The 16496-nt window shown below is 30.4% G+C and carries 19 protein-coding genes; 4 read left to right on the forward strand and 15 right to left on the reverse strand.

What is annotated here, in order from left to right; translation table 11 throughout:
• The first annotated feature begins 17 nt into the window (after window positions 1–17).
• Window positions 18–1139: a glycosyltransferase family 2 protein gene (locus tag PUD86_03030; protein ID MDD6776252.1), complete on the forward strand. Its 1122-nt coding sequence runs from the start codon at window positions 18–20 to the stop codon at window positions 1137–1139.
• On the opposite strand, the gene PUD86_03035 is transcribed toward PUD86_03030, so the two are convergent.
• Window positions 1140–1643 carry a zinc ribbon domain-containing protein gene (locus PUD86_03035; protein MDD6776253.1) on the reverse strand — a complete coding sequence of 168 codons (504 nt, stop codon included), beginning with the start codon at window positions 1641–1643 and terminating at the stop codon, window positions 1140–1142.
• Window positions 1644–1754: 111 nt separating this feature from the next.
• On the opposite strand from PUD86_03035, the gene PUD86_03040 reads away from it, so the two are divergent.
• Complete coding sequence (locus tag PUD86_03040; GenBank protein ID MDD6776254.1) at window positions 1755–2879, forward strand: AAA family ATPase; 1125 nt, start codon at window positions 1755–1757, stop codon at window positions 2877–2879.
• 2 nt (window positions 2880–2881) lie between these two features.
• On the opposite strand, the gene hemA is transcribed toward PUD86_03040, so the two are convergent.
• Genes hemA through PUD86_03055 form a run of 3 tightly spaced genes read right to left on the reverse strand, consistent with a single transcriptional unit; the run spans window position 2882 to window position 5173 of the window.
• Window positions 2882–4075, reverse strand: coding sequence for a glutamyl-tRNA reductase (gene hemA / locus PUD86_03045; GenBank protein MDD6776255.1), 1194 nt, complete (start codon window positions 4073–4075; stop codon window positions 2882–2884).
• Window positions 4072–4692 carry a bifunctional precorrin-2 dehydrogenase/sirohydrochlorin ferrochelatase gene (locus tag PUD86_03050; GenBank protein ID MDD6776256.1) on the reverse strand — a complete coding sequence of 207 codons (621 nt, stop codon included), beginning with the start codon at window positions 4690–4692 and terminating at the stop codon, window positions 4072–4074. Before PUD86_03050 ends, hemA begins: the two co-directional genes overlap by 4 nt.
• 1 nt (window position 4693) lies before the next feature.
• A complete protein-coding gene (locus tag PUD86_03055) occupies window positions 4694–5173 on the reverse strand; it encodes a methanogenesis marker 9 domain-containing protein (GenBank protein MDD6776257.1) in 480 nt (159 codons plus the stop codon).
• Between the two features lie 128 nt (window positions 5174–5301).
• Between PUD86_03055 and PUD86_03060 the strand changes: the two genes are divergently transcribed.
• Window positions 5302–5982 carry a SprT family zinc-dependent metalloprotease gene (locus PUD86_03060; protein MDD6776258.1) on the forward strand — a complete coding sequence of 227 codons (681 nt, stop codon included), beginning with the start codon at window positions 5302–5304 and terminating at the stop codon, window positions 5980–5982.
• 6 nt (window positions 5983–5988) lie between these two features.
• On the opposite strand, the gene atwA is transcribed toward PUD86_03060, so the two are convergent.
• The 11 genes from atwA to PUD86_03115 form a co-directional block, all read right to left on the reverse strand.
• Window positions 5989–7590: a methyl coenzyme M reductase system, component A2 gene (atwA, locus tag PUD86_03065; GenBank protein MDD6776259.1), complete on the reverse strand. Its 1602-nt coding sequence runs from the start codon at window positions 7588–7590 to the stop codon at window positions 5989–5991.
• A gap of 167 nt (window positions 7591–7757) precedes the next feature.
• Window positions 7758–8486: a tRNA-dihydrouridine synthase gene (locus PUD86_03070; GenBank protein MDD6776260.1), complete on the reverse strand. Its 729-nt coding sequence runs from the start codon at window positions 8484–8486 to the stop codon at window positions 7758–7760.
• Between the two features lie 15 nt (window positions 8487–8501).
• The gene (locus PUD86_03075; protein MDD6776261.1) at window positions 8502–9257 is read right to left on the reverse strand and encodes a GTP cyclohydrolase IIa; all 756 of its coding nucleotides are present in this window, start codon (window positions 9255–9257) and stop codon (window positions 8502–8504) included.
• A gap of 17 nt (window positions 9258–9274) precedes the next feature.
• Window positions 9275–10180 (reverse strand): 2-phospho-L-lactate transferase, encoded by a 906-nt coding sequence (cofD, locus tag PUD86_03080; protein MDD6776262.1) that lies wholly within the window; start codon window positions 10178–10180, stop codon window positions 9275–9277.
• A 9-nt stretch (window positions 10181–10189) separates the two neighbouring features.
• Window positions 10190–10963, reverse strand: a complete 774-nt coding sequence (locus tag PUD86_03085; GenBank protein ID MDD6776263.1) for a coenzyme F420-0:L-glutamate ligase — start codon at window positions 10961–10963, stop codon at window positions 10190–10192.
• Between the two features lie 29 nt (window positions 10964–10992).
• Window positions 10993–11619 (reverse strand): IMP cyclohydrolase, encoded by a 627-nt coding sequence (locus PUD86_03090; protein ID MDD6776264.1) that lies wholly within the window; start codon window positions 11617–11619, stop codon window positions 10993–10995.
• A gap of 17 nt (window positions 11620–11636) precedes the next feature.
• A complete protein-coding gene (locus PUD86_03095; GenBank protein MDD6776265.1) occupies window positions 11637–12047 on the reverse strand; it encodes a biopolymer transporter ExbD in 411 nt (136 codons plus the stop codon).
• Window positions 12048–12055: 8 nt separating this feature from the next.
• On the reverse strand, window positions 12056–12895 hold the full coding sequence (locus PUD86_03100) for a MotA/TolQ/ExbB proton channel family protein (protein ID MDD6776266.1): 840 nt from the start codon (window positions 12893–12895) through the stop codon (window positions 12056–12058).
• A gap of 91 nt (window positions 12896–12986) precedes the next feature.
• Entirely contained in the window at window positions 12987–13601 is a 615-nt protein-coding gene (gene rnhB / locus PUD86_03105; GenBank protein MDD6776267.1) for a ribonuclease HII, read from the reverse strand.
• A 47-nt stretch (window positions 13602–13648) separates the two neighbouring features.
• Window positions 13649–14719: a rod shape-determining protein gene (locus tag PUD86_03110; protein MDD6776268.1), complete on the reverse strand. Its 1071-nt coding sequence runs from the start codon at window positions 14717–14719 to the stop codon at window positions 13649–13651.
• Between the two features lie 2 nt (window positions 14720–14721).
• The gene (locus tag PUD86_03115; GenBank protein ID MDD6776269.1) at window positions 14722–15360 is read right to left on the reverse strand and encodes a hypothetical protein; all 639 of its coding nucleotides are present in this window, start codon (window positions 15358–15360) and stop codon (window positions 14722–14724) included.
• 381 nt (window positions 15361–15741) lie between these two features.
• Here PUD86_03115 and PUD86_03120 point away from each other — a divergent pair, with 381 nt between their 5' ends.
• Window positions 15742–16437, forward strand: coding sequence for an archaetidylserine synthase (locus tag PUD86_03120; protein MDD6776270.1), 696 nt, complete (start codon window positions 15742–15744; stop codon window positions 16435–16437).
• Window positions 16438–16496: the final 59 nt, after the last annotated feature.

The following is a 16496-nucleotide window of genomic DNA, read 5'->3' on the forward strand; positions in this document are numbered from 1 at the left end:
ATTAAGAAAGTGATTCAATGGTCAAGATATCTGTAATTATACCAGTTTATAATGTTGAAAAATATTTAAAAGAGTGTTTGGAGAGTGTTGTTAACCAAACACTAAATGATATTGAAATCATTTGTATTGATGATGGCTCAACAGATTCATCACCATCAATTCTTAAAGAGTATCAAAACAACGATGAAAGGTTTATTATTATAAACCAAGAAAACAGCGGCCCAGGAGCTGCAAGAAACAGAGGGATTAAAGAAGCTAAAGGTAAATACACCTATTTTTTAGATTCTGATGATTATCTTGAATTAGATGCTCTTGAGAAATTATACGATGTTGGTGAAAAAACAGATGTTGATTTTATAATTTTTAAATTAAGAAGATTTTGTGATGAAACAAAAGAATATCTTACTTCCACATATTATGATATGGCAAATATTGAAGATGAATTTAAAAATAAAGTAATTACATACCAGGATATTAAAAAACATATCTACACAATGGTTGTCTCAACACCTGCAAAACTTTATAGAACTGATTTAATTCGAGATATCAAGTTTCCGGAAAATATTCTTTTTGAAGACAATGTATTTTTCATTGAATCAACATTAAAATCAGATAAGCTATTTATTTTAGATGAATACTTATATAACCGCAGAATCCGTGACAATTCAATTACAACATCTGATGAAAGCGATTATAAGGACACAATTACTATTTCCAATCTTATGGTTCAAATAACAAAGGATCTTGGAAAATACGAAGAGATGAAAGAATATATTTATCCTCGTAAAATAGGAAATACAAACCTTATTATTAATCAGATAAATAATCCTGAAATGAAAGAAGAGTTTTTTAAAGAAGTAAAAGAAGATTTTAAAAAGCATTTGGATGAATATGAATCTGATGATTTCTTTGTCAACAAATTAAATGATAAAACCAGACATATTTTTTATAGTGGAATAAACTGCAAAACCAGTGAGGAGTTTATTTTATCCATTAAGTTATTTGATGCTGAGCATAAAATTAAAAAGCTTAAAAAGAAAAACAAAAAGTTAAAAAAAGAAAACAAACGTATTAAATCCACAAAAGCATACAAAATATGGAAAAAATACATTAAAATAAAAAAGAAACTGTTTAAATAATTAATAATCTTTTACAGAGTCGATTAAGTCATCCATATCTTCAAAAAGATTATTGATATCTTCAATATCATGTTCATTGGAACTTAAACGAATAACCATCTCATCTATTAAATCATTCATTTTACCTATGAATGTTTTTAATAGCTCAATTTTTTTATCAATTTCTTTTTCAACAAAATGATTTTTACCATCACAAACATCAACCATTTTTCTTGTAACATCCAATTGCATATTAAATAGCTTGTTGGACTCATTAATAGATGATAAAAACTTATTATATGAGAAATGATTAGAATCAAAAAGTTTATTTAGCAATTCCTTAGCATTTTGCTGTCTAAACTCATATTCTTCATCTATAGCATCAAGAGCATCATTATATCTGGATTGGATTTTTTCAACATTCCTATTATTCCTTTGAACCTTTTTTCCACATTGAGTGCAAAATTTTTGATTAAAATCCAATTTAGCTCCACAATAAATACAAAAATGATTTTTATTAGTCATCGAAATAGTACTTTAATCTTTATTTTAATAAATATTATGATTTAAAAACCCCATCAAATATTTAAACAATTAAAACAAATGTTAAAAATAAAAAAAATAGGAGGGAGAGTAATGAAAAATGATAACAAAAAAGCAGAAATCAAAACAGCTAATCAAAAACAAAATACTAAAAAAGCAAAAACCAACGAAAGTGCTGAATGTGTCATTTTAAAACCTGTTGGATATCCATTTGAATTTGGTTTAATAGATGAAGATATTGAAATTACCAACATTGAACTGTTTGAAGAATATGCACGTGAACAGTGGCTAGGATTAGTTGTAAAAGAAAATTCACATTTATTTGATCAAAAAATTATTCCCGACTATGGTTTTGAAATCGTAAAAGCAAAACCAAATAACTCATTAATTACTGAAACAACCAGAATTAAACTTATTACTGATGAACTGGAAAATAAGAAGAAAAAAACTGCATTCAAGTCAAATATTCATCTTTCAGATATTGTTGGACAAACTAATGCAAAAAATAAAATCAAAGTTATATCCAAGTACTTAGAAGACCCTGAGAAATTCGGACAGTGGGCTCCTCGAAACATTTTGTTTTACGGACTTCCAGGTACTGGTAAAACTATGCTTGTCAAAGCACTTGCTAACGAACTTGATGTTCCATTGCATTTAATTAAAGCAACAACATTAATCGGTGACCATGTGGGAGATGGTTCATCTAAAATTCATGAATTATTCAAAAAAGCAAGTGAAGACTCACCATGCATAATCTTTATTGATGAAATTGATGCTGTTGCACTACACAGATCATTTCAGTCACTAAGAGGAGATGTTTCTGAGATTGTAAACTCACTTTTAACTGAAATGGATGGAATTAATGAAAATGATTCAATAATTACAATTTGTGCTACTAATAATCCAAGCAGCTTAGATTATGCAATCAGAAGCAGATTTGAAGAAGAAATTGAATTTAAATTACCTGATGATGAAGAAAGATTAATGATTATTGAGAATAATCTTAAAACTATGCCTCTAGACTACAATCTTGATTTGGAAAAAATAGTAAAACAAACAAAAGGCATGTCTGGAAGAGACATAAAAGAAAAGATATTAAAAACTGCACTCCACAATGCAATTGCAACTGAGAGTGACATACTTACAATGAAAAATATTGATTATTCTATAAAATCAACCAAAATTAAAAATAAAGATGTTAAAGGGATGTTTGAGTAAATTTAATTAAAAATATACTCACACGCTGCAAGAATATCCTCATTTTCATCTTTTGCAGCTTTTTTTACTTTTTTAGAAACATCATAAAATATCTTATTAACAATAGAATTTGTTAAATTATCCAATATTTTATCGCTACCATCTACATCACTTAACTTGCCAATAGCTTTTTGAGTTTCACGTTCACGTATATACTCCATAGATGCTCTTAAATTACCAAGTAATTCATCAACTTTCATTATTTTAAAGGATTCTTTAAGTAAAATGAACTCATCATTGATGATATTTTCTGCTTCAGCAAATTCCTTTTTTCTAAGGTTAGTATTTATCTCAGCAATTTCTCTTAAGTTGTCAATATTGAATGACTTGACACCTAATTCCAAAACATCTTCTGAAATATCACGAGGATTTGCAATATCAATTAACATTAAGCTTTCATAATCCCTAGGACTTTTTAATAAACGTTCTTTAGTAATAATCGGGTGAGGCGCACTGGTAGCACTAATAACCAAGTCAGCAGTTGCCAAATACTTTTCTAGGTCATTAAATAAAATAGCTTCACCGCCTAAATCCTTAGCAAGGTCTACTGCAACATAATAAGTCCTGTTTGCAACAAAAATAGCATTTAAATCTTTCTCAGCAAGTGCTTTAGCAACTAATTTACCCATTTTTCCAGCACCAATTACCAAAACAGATTTGTTTTCCAAATCACCAATATATTTTTCAGCCAAATCAATAGCTGCAGAACCAATTGATACAGAACCTTTGTTGATATTGGTTTTATTTCTAACAACCTGACCAACATGAATAGCTTTTGTAAAAATAGCATCCAAAATTTTACCACAGTGACGATCTTTAACTGCTTTGTGCTTTGCATCCTTAACCTGACCTAAAATCTGGTCTTCTCCAACAATCATAGATTCTAAACCGGAAGTCATACGTAAAAGGTGCATAACAGCAGACTGACCATAATCAATAACAATACTCTTGTTTTCATGAGAAAGTAACTCTTCATCTTCAGGAATATGCTTATTGTGAATGAAATATTCCTTTCTGTTACATGTACTAATCTCAATATATTCAACAATAGAATATTTTTCTTGTAGTTTTGCAAATAATTCGTCAATATCTTTTGAAATAATCTCCATAGACTGAATATCTGCAAGTTTATGGTCAACTCTTAAATTTAATATCAATTTAATCCCCTTATCAAATCGTCAATATAATCTTTGGCTTCGACAATATTTCTATTTTTAATTAAAACATTGATTTTTTCATCTTCAAAAATTTCATAAAGACATTTTCTTCTATCTTTCTGGTCTTGAACGATTCCTTTTAATTTGTTTCTGGCATAATCCTGAAGTTCTATTTCCAAGATATCCTCTTCAGTAATTATTGATTGAATTTTTTTTCTTAATTGGCGAGCCATAAGTGGGCTTTTTCCACCGGTAAAAATAGAAATTTCAATATCTCCAATATTAAAACTTGTTGGAACAATTACATTTCCTTCACTAGGAAAATCTGCTCTGTTAAGAAGTTTATCTTCAGCAATTTTAGAAACATAATTGGACAGGGTTCTATCCCCACTAGCTATTACAACAAAATCAGACCATTCAACTAAATCATCAACGTCCTCAGTAGAGCATAAAATAGCTCCTTTTGATACTAATTCATCAGCCAAATTATCTCCAGCCAGTTTAACATTAGCACCATGGTCTAAAAATTTATTTGCACGTCTTGTTGCAACTTCGCCAGTTCCTAAAATAAAAACATTCAAATTAGATGTTTTTAAATAAATAGAAGTCCAGTCCATTTTAATCATTATCAAGAGATTTAGCACGTAAAACTTTTACAGCAGCCCTTAAATCATCATTGCATTCTTTTAAAACATCCATTGCTTCAAGTTTGGTAATGTTGAATGTTTCTGCTAATGCTTCAGCTTTTTCATCAGGATCAGGTTTAGTAACTCCAACTAATCTCTCAGATAATTGTTTTTTTAAGTCTAAGTATTCTTCATGACTTAATCCAATACTATTTAATGACATATCTCTTAATGGACAAGGTTTAGATGGTTTACAACACCATACAAGTGATCCAAAGCAGGTTCCTGCTCCTTCACCTAATCTAGTTTCCCTACCGAATTGAGTTTTAATTTCAATATATTCTTTAGGAGTTAAGTTAACTTCCTGTAATGCATTTAATACTGGGCACGGTTTTACTGGAGGACAACAAAAAGCAAGTCCTCTGACATCTCCTCCTCTACAAATATGAGACGGCGCATCTTCCCAAGTCATAATAAACCTCCAAAAAATTCTTTATCATTGTAAAATTATTATTAAGAAATAATTATAAAATAATAATATAATTTATTCTACCAATAAATATATAATCTTTTTTATAAATTAAATTAAAATTAAGTATTATGAAAGAAATTTTAAAAATCGAAGACATAACCATCACTGTAACATGGAAAAATATTAAAAATATGTATCTTCGAGTATTGCCACCAAATGGAGATGTTGAGGTTTCTGCTCCAATTGCCCTACCACAGGAAGAATTGGTTAATTTTATTAAATCCAAAAAGCAGTGGATTTTAAAAAAACAAGACATTATTTTAAAAAATGATATTAAAGCACCTCTAAAATATAAAAACGATGAAAAACATTATTTGTGGGGAAAACAGTACAATTTAAAGTTAATTTCTAATGATAACATAAAATCAGGTTTTGTTAAGGATGATACTATTTTCCTACCAGTTTCTAAAAGAAGTACAATTGATATACGCCAGAAAGTATTAGTTGAGCTTTATAGAAGAGAACTTCAAAATAAAATTCCTACATTAATGGCTAAACACAGCAAGATTATTGGTAAAAAACCTTCCGAAGTAAAGGTTAGAAAAATGAAAAACTGGGGAAACTGCAGAAAGGACGGAAGAATAACACTAAATTTAAATCTTGCAAAAAAAGACCCCAAATGTTTAGAATACGTAATCATCCATGAATTATGTCATTTAATTGAATTTAATCATGGAAAAGAATTTAAAAAATTAATGGACAAATACTGTCCAGATTGGAAAAAAATAAAAAAAGAATTAAATGAATAAGAAGATTTATCTGTTTTCTTTAAGCATATCTTCTTTTTCATCTGCGGTTAATTTCTCAACAATTTCTTCAGGAGTACCAATATCTAAGAGTTTTCCCCCTCTCATTAAAGCTGCTCTGTCACAGACATCTAAAACGAAGTCCATATCGTGAGAAATAATAATGAATGTTTGTTCTAATTCAGTACGTGCTTTTAAGATAGAATCAGTTACAATAACACGAGTAATCGGATCCATTGTACCTGTTGGTTCATCCAAAACAATTAAATTAGGTTCTTTGATTAATACTTGAGCTAAAGCAACCCTGTGTTTTTCCCCTACACTTAATTGATCAGGATATTTATCAAGCACACTTGCAGCAACATCATCAGCAAAACCAACAGTGGTTAATGCATGAATAGCTTTAATTTTACCGAATTCTGCAGGTAAATTTAAACTAATTGCATCAGTTAAGTTACCAAGAACAGTTCTGTGAGGATATAATGAATATTCTTGATGTAATAAACCAATATAAGGCATAATACGTCCACGGTTGAGTGGTCCAACTTTGGTCATGTCAATCCATTCATCACCGAGTTTGATTTGGATATTACCTCCACTTGGTTCAGTTAATCCCATTAACATTCTTGTAGTGGTTGTTTTTCCAGAACCACTTAAACCTACAATACCAAAGATTTCTTCTTTATTAATAGTTAAATCAACACCATCTACTGCTTTAACAACACCACGTTCAATGGAGTAGTAATGTTTTTTAACATTTTCAAGAACTACTTCAGGTTCTCCGAATTCAGGAATTTCTGGTTTTTCAGGAATAGGAATTGTAGCAACGAAATCATTTACTACAGTCTCAGCTTCTCCTTCCTGTTTGATTTCTCCACCTTCTAACCAGATTACCTTATCTGCTAATTCAATCATTACTTCTGGCCAGTGAGAAGTAATTAACATAGTGATTCCTTCATCTTTTACACCTTCTTTTAATGTGTTATGAAGTTTGATAGCAGTTTGAGGATCTAAAGTACCAGTAGGTTCATCAGCTAAAAACATCATAGGTTCTTTAGCTAATTGTCTTGCGAGTACAACTCTTTGTTTTTCCCCACCACTTAAGTCACGAGCAATGTGAGTAATCCTATGATTCATTTGAACCATTTCTAATAATTCCAATGCTTCATAAATTTTCTCATCATATTCCTTATCGTCAGGCATTGCCCTCATTACATTTTCAATTACAGATTCTTCGTCGTATAATGCGAAGTTACGTTGTAACATGATGGAAATTCTTCTTTTAATACTTGCAAATAATTTCCTCTCAGCATTAAAGAAGTCAACTTCTTTTGCTTCTAAAGTTGCTCCACAACTACATTTTTCACCAGCATGAGAAGGAGACTCAACAGCTAAACATTCTGGACAAACAGCAACATTAACTAAAATCTGACCAGCATCTGGTTTATACTCAGATGTACCTCTGAGCATATTAATTAAAACAGATTTTCCACTTCCACTACGGCCTAAAATACCTAATGTTTCTCCTTCAGTAATTTTTAAATTAATATCTTTAAGAACATCAACACCATCAAAAGTTTTAGTAATATTTTTTAGTGTTATAAAATCCATGAAATCACCTTATTAATCTAATTTATATTTTAATCCATTAATAATACTTTCTAATAACAATTGTTTTTAAAAAAATAAGCATTAACAATAGATTCTAATAACAATTGTTTTAAAAATAAGCAATTAAGAAATATGCCTTAATTTTAAAAAAAATAGAATAAAAAAAGTTAGAAATCAGATATTTTGAAATCCAAACTACCTGAAATAACACTACGAGCAATAGAAAATCCATCAACACCGCAAGCAATCATCTTTTCGACATTGCCTCTTGAGTTGACAGAATTGTTTCCAATGATTTTAATATCAACATCACTGCAAAGTTCACCTAAAAGTTCCCAGTCTGCTTCAGCGCCTTTTTTCATTGCATCAATATGAATATAATCAGCACCTGCATTTTCAATTAAATTAGCTATTTTTAAACAGTCAACACCTTCAACATTAGCTCTGATTTTAACTGAAACTTCACTGTCAACATTATCAACAATTTGAGAGATGAAATGATTTAAATCATCTCTTTTTAACATTTCTTGGCCACAACCAATAGCTAAAATTTCATTCTGGCGACAATGACAATTAATTTCTACAATATCCAAATTTTTGATATTACCAACATCAATAATAGGTTGTGGATTTGTTGAACGAACATTAGCTGAAACTTTTACATGATTATGAGTGTTTTTAATCAAATTGACTTCATTTTCAATGTGATTAAAAATATTATTTAAAGGAATGTCGAATTCTTTTCTTCCCCTTTGAACAATTTTCTTACTTGCTTCAAGTGTAGGGGAATCTAAGCTGTATCCACCTAAAGTAGCCACATTAAATCCATAATGAATAACCTTGTTTAAAAAACTAGCATCAGTTATGCCAGCCATTGGAGCAACTACCTTAAGCATACAAATTCCTCAAGATTATTTTTCAACAACCCAAGTCCACATTTCATTATTATGTGCACGGATTTCTTCAAGACCAATGTCTGCCATATAAGCAGCATCTTCAGCATTTTTAGCTCTTCCAATTCCAGCTTTGAGCTTTATGCCGATTTCTTCATCAATTTCAACCATTATTTCTTCAATGTCTTTCTCAGTTAATCCGTTACATGGAGACATGAAGTTGTCCCCTCCAATGAAGAATAATAATGCTCCTTTTTTAATTAATTTAGTCATTAAGTAATGTTGAGCTTTATTAACACTGAAACTTGTATCAAAAGCAGATTCAATATCAGTTAAAGTTTCAGTGACACTGTTAATGTCAATATGAGCTGCTTGAACGAAGCTGTCTTCTTCACTAACTAAACTGTCAATAGCTAAAATTTCTTTTCTCTCACCTGATTGAGCACTACCTGCTTTTTGAAGAGCGATAGTTGCTAATCTTTGAGCTTCGTGAGGAGTATCTGCAGCTGCTACACCCATACTTACAGTAATAGGGTATTTGTTTCTAATAGATCTTTGAATTCTTAAATGGTCTTCTTCATCTAAACCATTTGAGATTGCAAGCAAGTTATCAAATCTAGTAAAGAAAACTAAACCTTTTCTAGCACCAAAATAGCTGTTTAAATCAGCGTATAATCTTGCTTGAAGAATTTGTAAGTCAGATTCAGTCCTTGGTCTTGGAGTGACAGTCCAAGGTCCATAATTGTCAATTTGTATTAATGTCATTTGTATCATTGAATAACACCTTCCCCCTAAGGAATACAATCCTTAATAATTTTAGCCAAATTAATTTTAGCATCTAAATTATCCATAATTGTATTTGTAGTTATTACCTTATTAACTATTTGATTTATTTTGGCAATTTTATCTTCATCTTGTACATCAATTACCATTGTATCTAAAAAATCTTCATATAATGATGCAACACCAATTGATGAAACATCAATATCCAATGCTTTCATAAATTTACTTGCAGGCCCTGAAACAGAATCAGAACCAATAATTGGAGAAACTGCAACAACATAAGTTTCTTTTAGTGCATCACGAACACCATCTAAAGACAATATTGGTGATATTGAAGTAATTGGATTGGATGGGCCAATAATTACTGCATCAGAATTCTTAATAGCTTCAACAATTCCATCACTTGGTGAAACATTGGAGAATTTAATATCTAAAACTTCAGGTTCACTTTGATGTTTAATTAAAAAGTCATGAAATTCCAATTCACCAATATCAGTGATAATCTTAATTTCAGAATCTTCTTCACTCATAGGAATAATTCTTGAAGCGATTCCCATATTTTCTGCTTGAATTTCACATGCTTTTGAAAGACCATATTTTTCCATTAATTGTGTCTTTTGTATTTTAGTTGCACGGTCAATGTCCCCAATTCTTAAAAGTTCATCACATCCAAGTTCTTTAAGACGTTCATGAGTAATAAAAGTATCATTTTTAACTCCGTACCAGAATTCATCATTAATCATATCTGCCATTGTATACAATACAGTATCAATATCTGCAGAAACATAAACACCTGAAAAATAATCATTTTCAAGAGTATTAACAATGATTGTCAAATCTTTAGGATCAATGATTTCTTTTAATCCCTGCAATAGTTTTGGAGTACCAGTTCCACCAGATAAAACAGTAATCATTAAATTCACCTAATTTCTAAATACATCAAATTCTTTAGGCATAATAACTGATTTGATTGTTGAATTAACATCTCTTAATGTATCAAAGCTATCGAATCCACGTACGATAACAACAGGAAGTCCTTCATCAGCCTGACCCATAATAAGTGAAGCGGCAGAAGCTAATTCATCACAGGTTGCAATTTCAGTAGTTTCAAGTTCTCTTCCGTATAAATCCTTTTCACCGACTCTTTTCCATATTGGTGAAATACCAGAACATCCAATTGCAGTACCTATAGCACCAAATCTAAATGCTCTTCCCTGAGTATCAGTTATAATAACTGCGATTTCTTCGCCAAATTCTTTTTCTAAGGACTCACGAATTTCAAAAGCAGATTTATCTGCATCAACAGGCATTGGAGTAACTAAACCTTCACCAACATTGGACTCATCAATACCTGCATTAGCACATACAAAACCCTGTTTTGTTTCTGTAATTATAAATTTAGGACCTACAGCAACAATTTCATTTGATTGTTGAATAATTGATTCAACTAATTGAGGGTCTTTTTTAGCTTTTTGAGCAAGTTCAATAGCCTGTGGAGATGGAGTTAAATCATATAGTTTTATGAAATTCTCTTCAGCTTTTGAGATTAAAGTTTCAGCAATTAAAATTATATCCCCATGGTAAATCCCACAGCCCTGTTTTTCAATAGCTTCTTTAATAATTTTTGAAATATCACTACTACCATCAATAATAGGAATATTCTCTAAACCAAATAATTCAATACTCATAATAATCATCTAAAACAAGTTTAAAAAAAAAAGAAAAATTATGGATTGTAGACGTCAATAGTCCACTCTCCATCAAAAATCGCAGCAGATGAAGTTACAGGCTTTTCATATTCTGCAAATGTACCTTCATCGAAAATATATTTTGCTGCATGAGTTGAAGTATCTGCTTCAAATTCAACAGCATCAGGAAGTTGAGAACCATATGTTGAAATGAATGCTGCTTTTCCATATGGAACTTGTTCAACTAAAATTTTATTGTCGTTAACAATACTTATGTAACATTTATATTCATCTTCATCTTCGCTAGCTTTAACAACACCAGCGATTCTTGGAGTGTTATAACTGTCTTTTTCATAATCCATTGTAAGTAATGAATATGCAAGTGCATCTCTTAAATTCATTCCTAAGCGGATTTTGTCTGCTATAACATCAGTTTGTGATCCGTTGGATACAACTGCTACATCACCAACAATCTGAATACAATTGTATGTAATGTATGGATTTTCAAAGATATCTTTTTCAAATCCTTCTTTTGGAACAATAGCTGCTCTATTTTCATATTTAAGACATTGTCTATTTGGAAATGATCTGCTTGAAACCCTATAAGCGATATAAGGTTTGCCTTCGCTGTTCATTCCTGTTGATAAAATTCTACCAGTATACATTTTTATCCCCCTCTAGTTTAAAGTTGTGGACGTTGAACAGCTTTTTCAGGTGAAAATCCAGCAGGAACAACGATATCAATCTCACCAGGTTTGATTGTAATTTGACCTTTGTCCATTACTTCTGCTTGAACACCTACAGCACTATTCAGAATCGTATCAGATCTGTCAACACCATTAACTGTAACTTTATGTAAATTAGCTACAGGAACGACATAATATTCCTCACTACCAGAAACAGATGTAACGTTAGGTTTTCCACCACCATCAACATCTTCTGAAGTGTCTGCTGTTTGAACATCCTCTGAAAAATTACTAGTTACTACTAAAAAAATCATTATTGTGAATAAGATATCAATAAGCGGAACTAAATTGATATTTGGCTTGTTGTCTGAAATCTTTTTTTTATGCTTTCTAACATCAATTGCCATTTAATCACCTATTGTCTTAGTTTACTTTCAGTAATTTCTGCATTAACATTACATTTTTCCAAAATAATATTAGAAATACTCTTATCTAACATACTTGGTTTAAAAGAAACTTTAATATTTGCATATGGATCAGAGATTAATCTTGTATTTACAACACCTTCAGCTTCTTGTAATGCTTCAAGTGCACATTCAACATTTGAATCAACTCTAATTTTAACTACTGCATAACCCCAGTTGGTCATTTTAGTAGCAAGTTCAATTTTATCCATTTCTACTTCAATAAGTCCTTGGATATAAGTATGAAGCGGTATTAATATAATTGTTACAGCAAGACCGACAATAGTTGTTGTCAATGCAACGTAAATACCTTCAGCCATTGCAGTAGGATCAGGATTAACACCTAAAGATTTGAAAGTCATCCAAATACCAATAACGGTACCAATTAATCCTAAAAATGGTGCTAACTCAATAAGAGTCTTGATTGTACCTACACCCTTGGTCATTTTTCCGACTTCAACGATGAAAATTTGTTCCATACTTTCTTCAACTTCGGTTTTATTCTTATAACCAATTTTTAAAGTTTCAGAAATAATTCTGGAAATAGGATTTTTAAAACCATTAATTTGTTTTAAAGCCTCTACAGCCCCACCTCTTTCCATAGCAGTAGTTACAACTCCGAAAATTTCAGTTGTATCTACTTTACTAATTTTTTTAAGATATGCAATCTTTCTTATTGCGATAATAAGACCATAAATACCAATGAAAAGAATCACATAAGTAATGACTCCACCTTGGGCAAAAATATCCATTATCCCATCAATGATTAACATGATACTTTCAATAATCATTTTTATCCTCTATAAATATTAAATTGAAAAATTGTTATACGAATACTTTATAAATTCATATACTTAAATATTTTTTAAAATAAGCGCTAATTTACTTCATTTTTGCAACTGTAGCCCATGATTTTCTAACAAAATCAGGCATTTCATCATAAGTATAATTAGTTAAAAATTTCTTTGTTGTTGGGTCTGAAGGATAACCTGAACCAATTCCACCAGATTTTATAAATTCCTTATTGATTTCTTGAATTTGAGCATCCCTTTCTGCTTTAGCAATAATAGATGCTGCACTAACTTCAATGTATTTATCATCAGCTTTGTGTTCAGCTATAACATCAAATCCAGTATCTTTGCATAAATTATCCTGAAAACGCTGTGCTTTGACATCAACAGCATCAACAATAGCTTTTTCAGGTTTTAATTTTAAAATAATGCTTTCCATAGCATTTTTTTCTATTTCGTTGAGATTGACACCACTTGCTCTTAATTCATCAATTTCGCGAGCAGAAATTACAACAATCTCATATTCAAACATCTTTTTTAGTTTTCTGGATAAAATAGTTCTTCTATTTGGAGTAAGTCTTTTAGAATCTTTAACTCCCATTCTCTCAAGAACTTTATCCATTTTTTCAGGAACAATAACTCCTGCAATAACCATTGGGCCTAAAACAGATCCACGACCGGCCTCATCAATTCCTAAAATATCCATAAAAATCAGTTAAAAAAAGTAAAAAAAAGAGAAATAAATATTAAAATTTATTTCATAGCTCTAAGACGAACTTCCGGTTCTAATGCAAGAGGTTCAGCTGCAACAATTGCAGTACCTTTTGCTACAACAGTCATAGGGTCTTCGGAAACTTCAATAGGGATAGAAATTTCATCGAAGATTCTTTCTTTCATACCACGAAGTCTTGAAGTTCCACCAACTGCAACTGAGTTATTGTAAACACCCATCATTAATTCCGGAGATAATCTTTCTAAAACAATGTTTAATCCATCAATGATTTCTTGCATGTAAGGTTCAGCTGCTTCTGCAACAAGCATGGAGTCAATGATAACTTTTTTAGGTCTGTTGGTTTCTAAGGATTTACCTATGATTTCAACACTGAGATTTTCTAATTGTTCGGAACAGTGAACCATACCAACTTCGATTTTAGCAGATTCAGCATCATGAATACCAATAGCAACATCGTATTTTTCAGCTACAAGGTCAACAATTTTGTTATCAATGTCATCTCCACCACATCTAACAGTTTCAATATCATTAATACCACCAAGAGAGATGATAACAATATCAGTTGATCCAGCACCAATATCAACAACCATAGTTCCGTTTGGTTCAGCAATAGGTAATCCTGCACCGATAGCTGCTGCTAATCCTTCACTAATAACTAAAATATTTTGTGCTCCTGCTTTTCTACCAATTTCTTCAGCAGCATTTTTTTCTACTTCAGAAGCATCTCCAGGAATACCGATAACAATTCTTCCAACGCATTCGCCTTCATCTATACCGATTTGCATTGCTTTAATTAATAATGCTTGAGCTTGAACAACATTTTCAATTACACCTTTTTTCAAAGGTCTTACAGCAAGAATATCCTCAGGAGTTCTTCCTAACATTTTTTTAGCTTCTTCACCAACAGCTAAAACTTCTGAAGGGTCATCTTTTTTAACAGCAACTACAGATGGAATTTGGTATAAATCAAATTTGTCACCTGAAGGTTTTGCGATTACAGTGTTTAATGTTCCTAAATCAATTCCTAAACTATTGCTAATAACTTTGGCGTCATTAATCTGAGGTTCTTCTTCTTTTCCAAAAATATTCATGATTACTCCTCCGTTACAATATCTTTAAAGTCAATAACGAAAATTCTGTTAGATGTAGCTATACTTTGAACTTTTTTAATTTCTTCTTCTTTGTCTACAGAAATCAAAATTGTTGATAAAACAACTTCATTTGCATTATAAAATGGTTTCAATGCAGATTTAACGAAATTAGGTAATTTAACATCATTACTTAAATCAACATCAATAAATGCAGTAGTTTGTGAATCCTGTAAAATTGCAAAAGATACTTTAGATCTCTCGATTACTGAAACTGTTTTTTTAATGACATCATCAGGTGCGACAAATACCATTAAATTAGGTTCTTCAGTTAAGTGTTTGCGTAAAATCCTTATATAAGCTCCACCATACTGATTTGCAATTTTTTTAAATTCATCAATGTAAATAGAGTTTCCGTAAATCATGATAAAATCGAATTTTTTATCTAATTTACCTTCATTTAACATTACATGTTCTCTGAACAATATTTTAACTTTGTGATTTGATGCAATAGCTTTGTAAACTATTTTATCAACCAAATCAGTATTTCCTGCAATAAGACACCAACTTTTTTCGATTTCATAATCATTATTGGAAGTTATCCTTGCAGCCTGTCTAAGAACACGTATATTATCCTCTATCATTTAACTACCCACAGAATCGATTTAAATTTAATCTACATAAATAACATCATCTTTATTAAAAAATATTAAATTTAATTAAGTTATTTTAAAATCTAACATCTTAAATTAAAGAATGCATAAGCCATTTATTAAAGTTTAACCATTATTTATTTATAAAAAAATTATTATATATATTTTATCTTTTATGAAAGATGTTCAAGGAAATCTAAAAGCAAATCAATAAATAAAATTGAAAACATTACTTGCAATCTAACCAAATAATAAAAAACTAAAAAAAATAAGTATTATTAAGAATTAAATACTACTATACATAAAAATAAATTAAAATAAAAGAGAACATTAATAAGAAATAATGTATAAGAGTAATACTGGAGTTTGAATATGGAAATTGAAAATACAAATATGAAAAGTTTTATAGCATTGTCAGATATTATATCCCTGTTGAATATGTCCTCAGGATTTTTGTCAATAATATTTTCATTAAACCATAATTTCTCAATAGCTGCAATTCTTATGATAATTGCAATCATATTCGACTCAGCAGATGGTTGGGTAGCACGTAAAATAAATAGGCAAGACGAATTAGGTTTTGGGAAGAACATTGATTCATTATCAGACATTGTCTCATTTGGAGTTGCTCCTGCAGTATTCCTTTACAGTTGCATCAACACCACCCCAGGCATTTTTCAAATAGTAGTGACTCTTGTTAGCTTATTAATTGTTGTTTGTGGAGTTTTAAGACTAACTAGATACAACGTAATTGCTGGTAAAATAGATACTCAGGATTTTATTGGATTTCCAATTCCAGGAATATCTTTAGTAATGGGTTCATATTACTTAACAGGATTATTCAATCCATATGTTGCAATTTTACTTAGTATAATTGTTTCATTACTTATGATAAGTAATATCAGATATCCTAAATTTGATAATATTCCTGTAATAGCTGCATCCTGCGTTTTAATATTATTATTGATATTACCAATCAATATAATCTTATACAATGTTAACATTCCGGCGATATTATTACTATTATTCTGCTTATACTACCTAATAATTAATTTAATTAAAAAATGAGCACCACTTACTCCTATAATTAAATTACCATCTATCATCATCAAACTAGGAGTATAAAT

This window comes from Methanobacteriaceae archaeon, from assembly GCA_029219465.1.
In the GTDB taxonomy this organism is placed as follows: domain Archaea; phylum Methanobacteriota; class Methanobacteria; order Methanobacteriales; family Methanobacteriaceae; genus Methanocatella.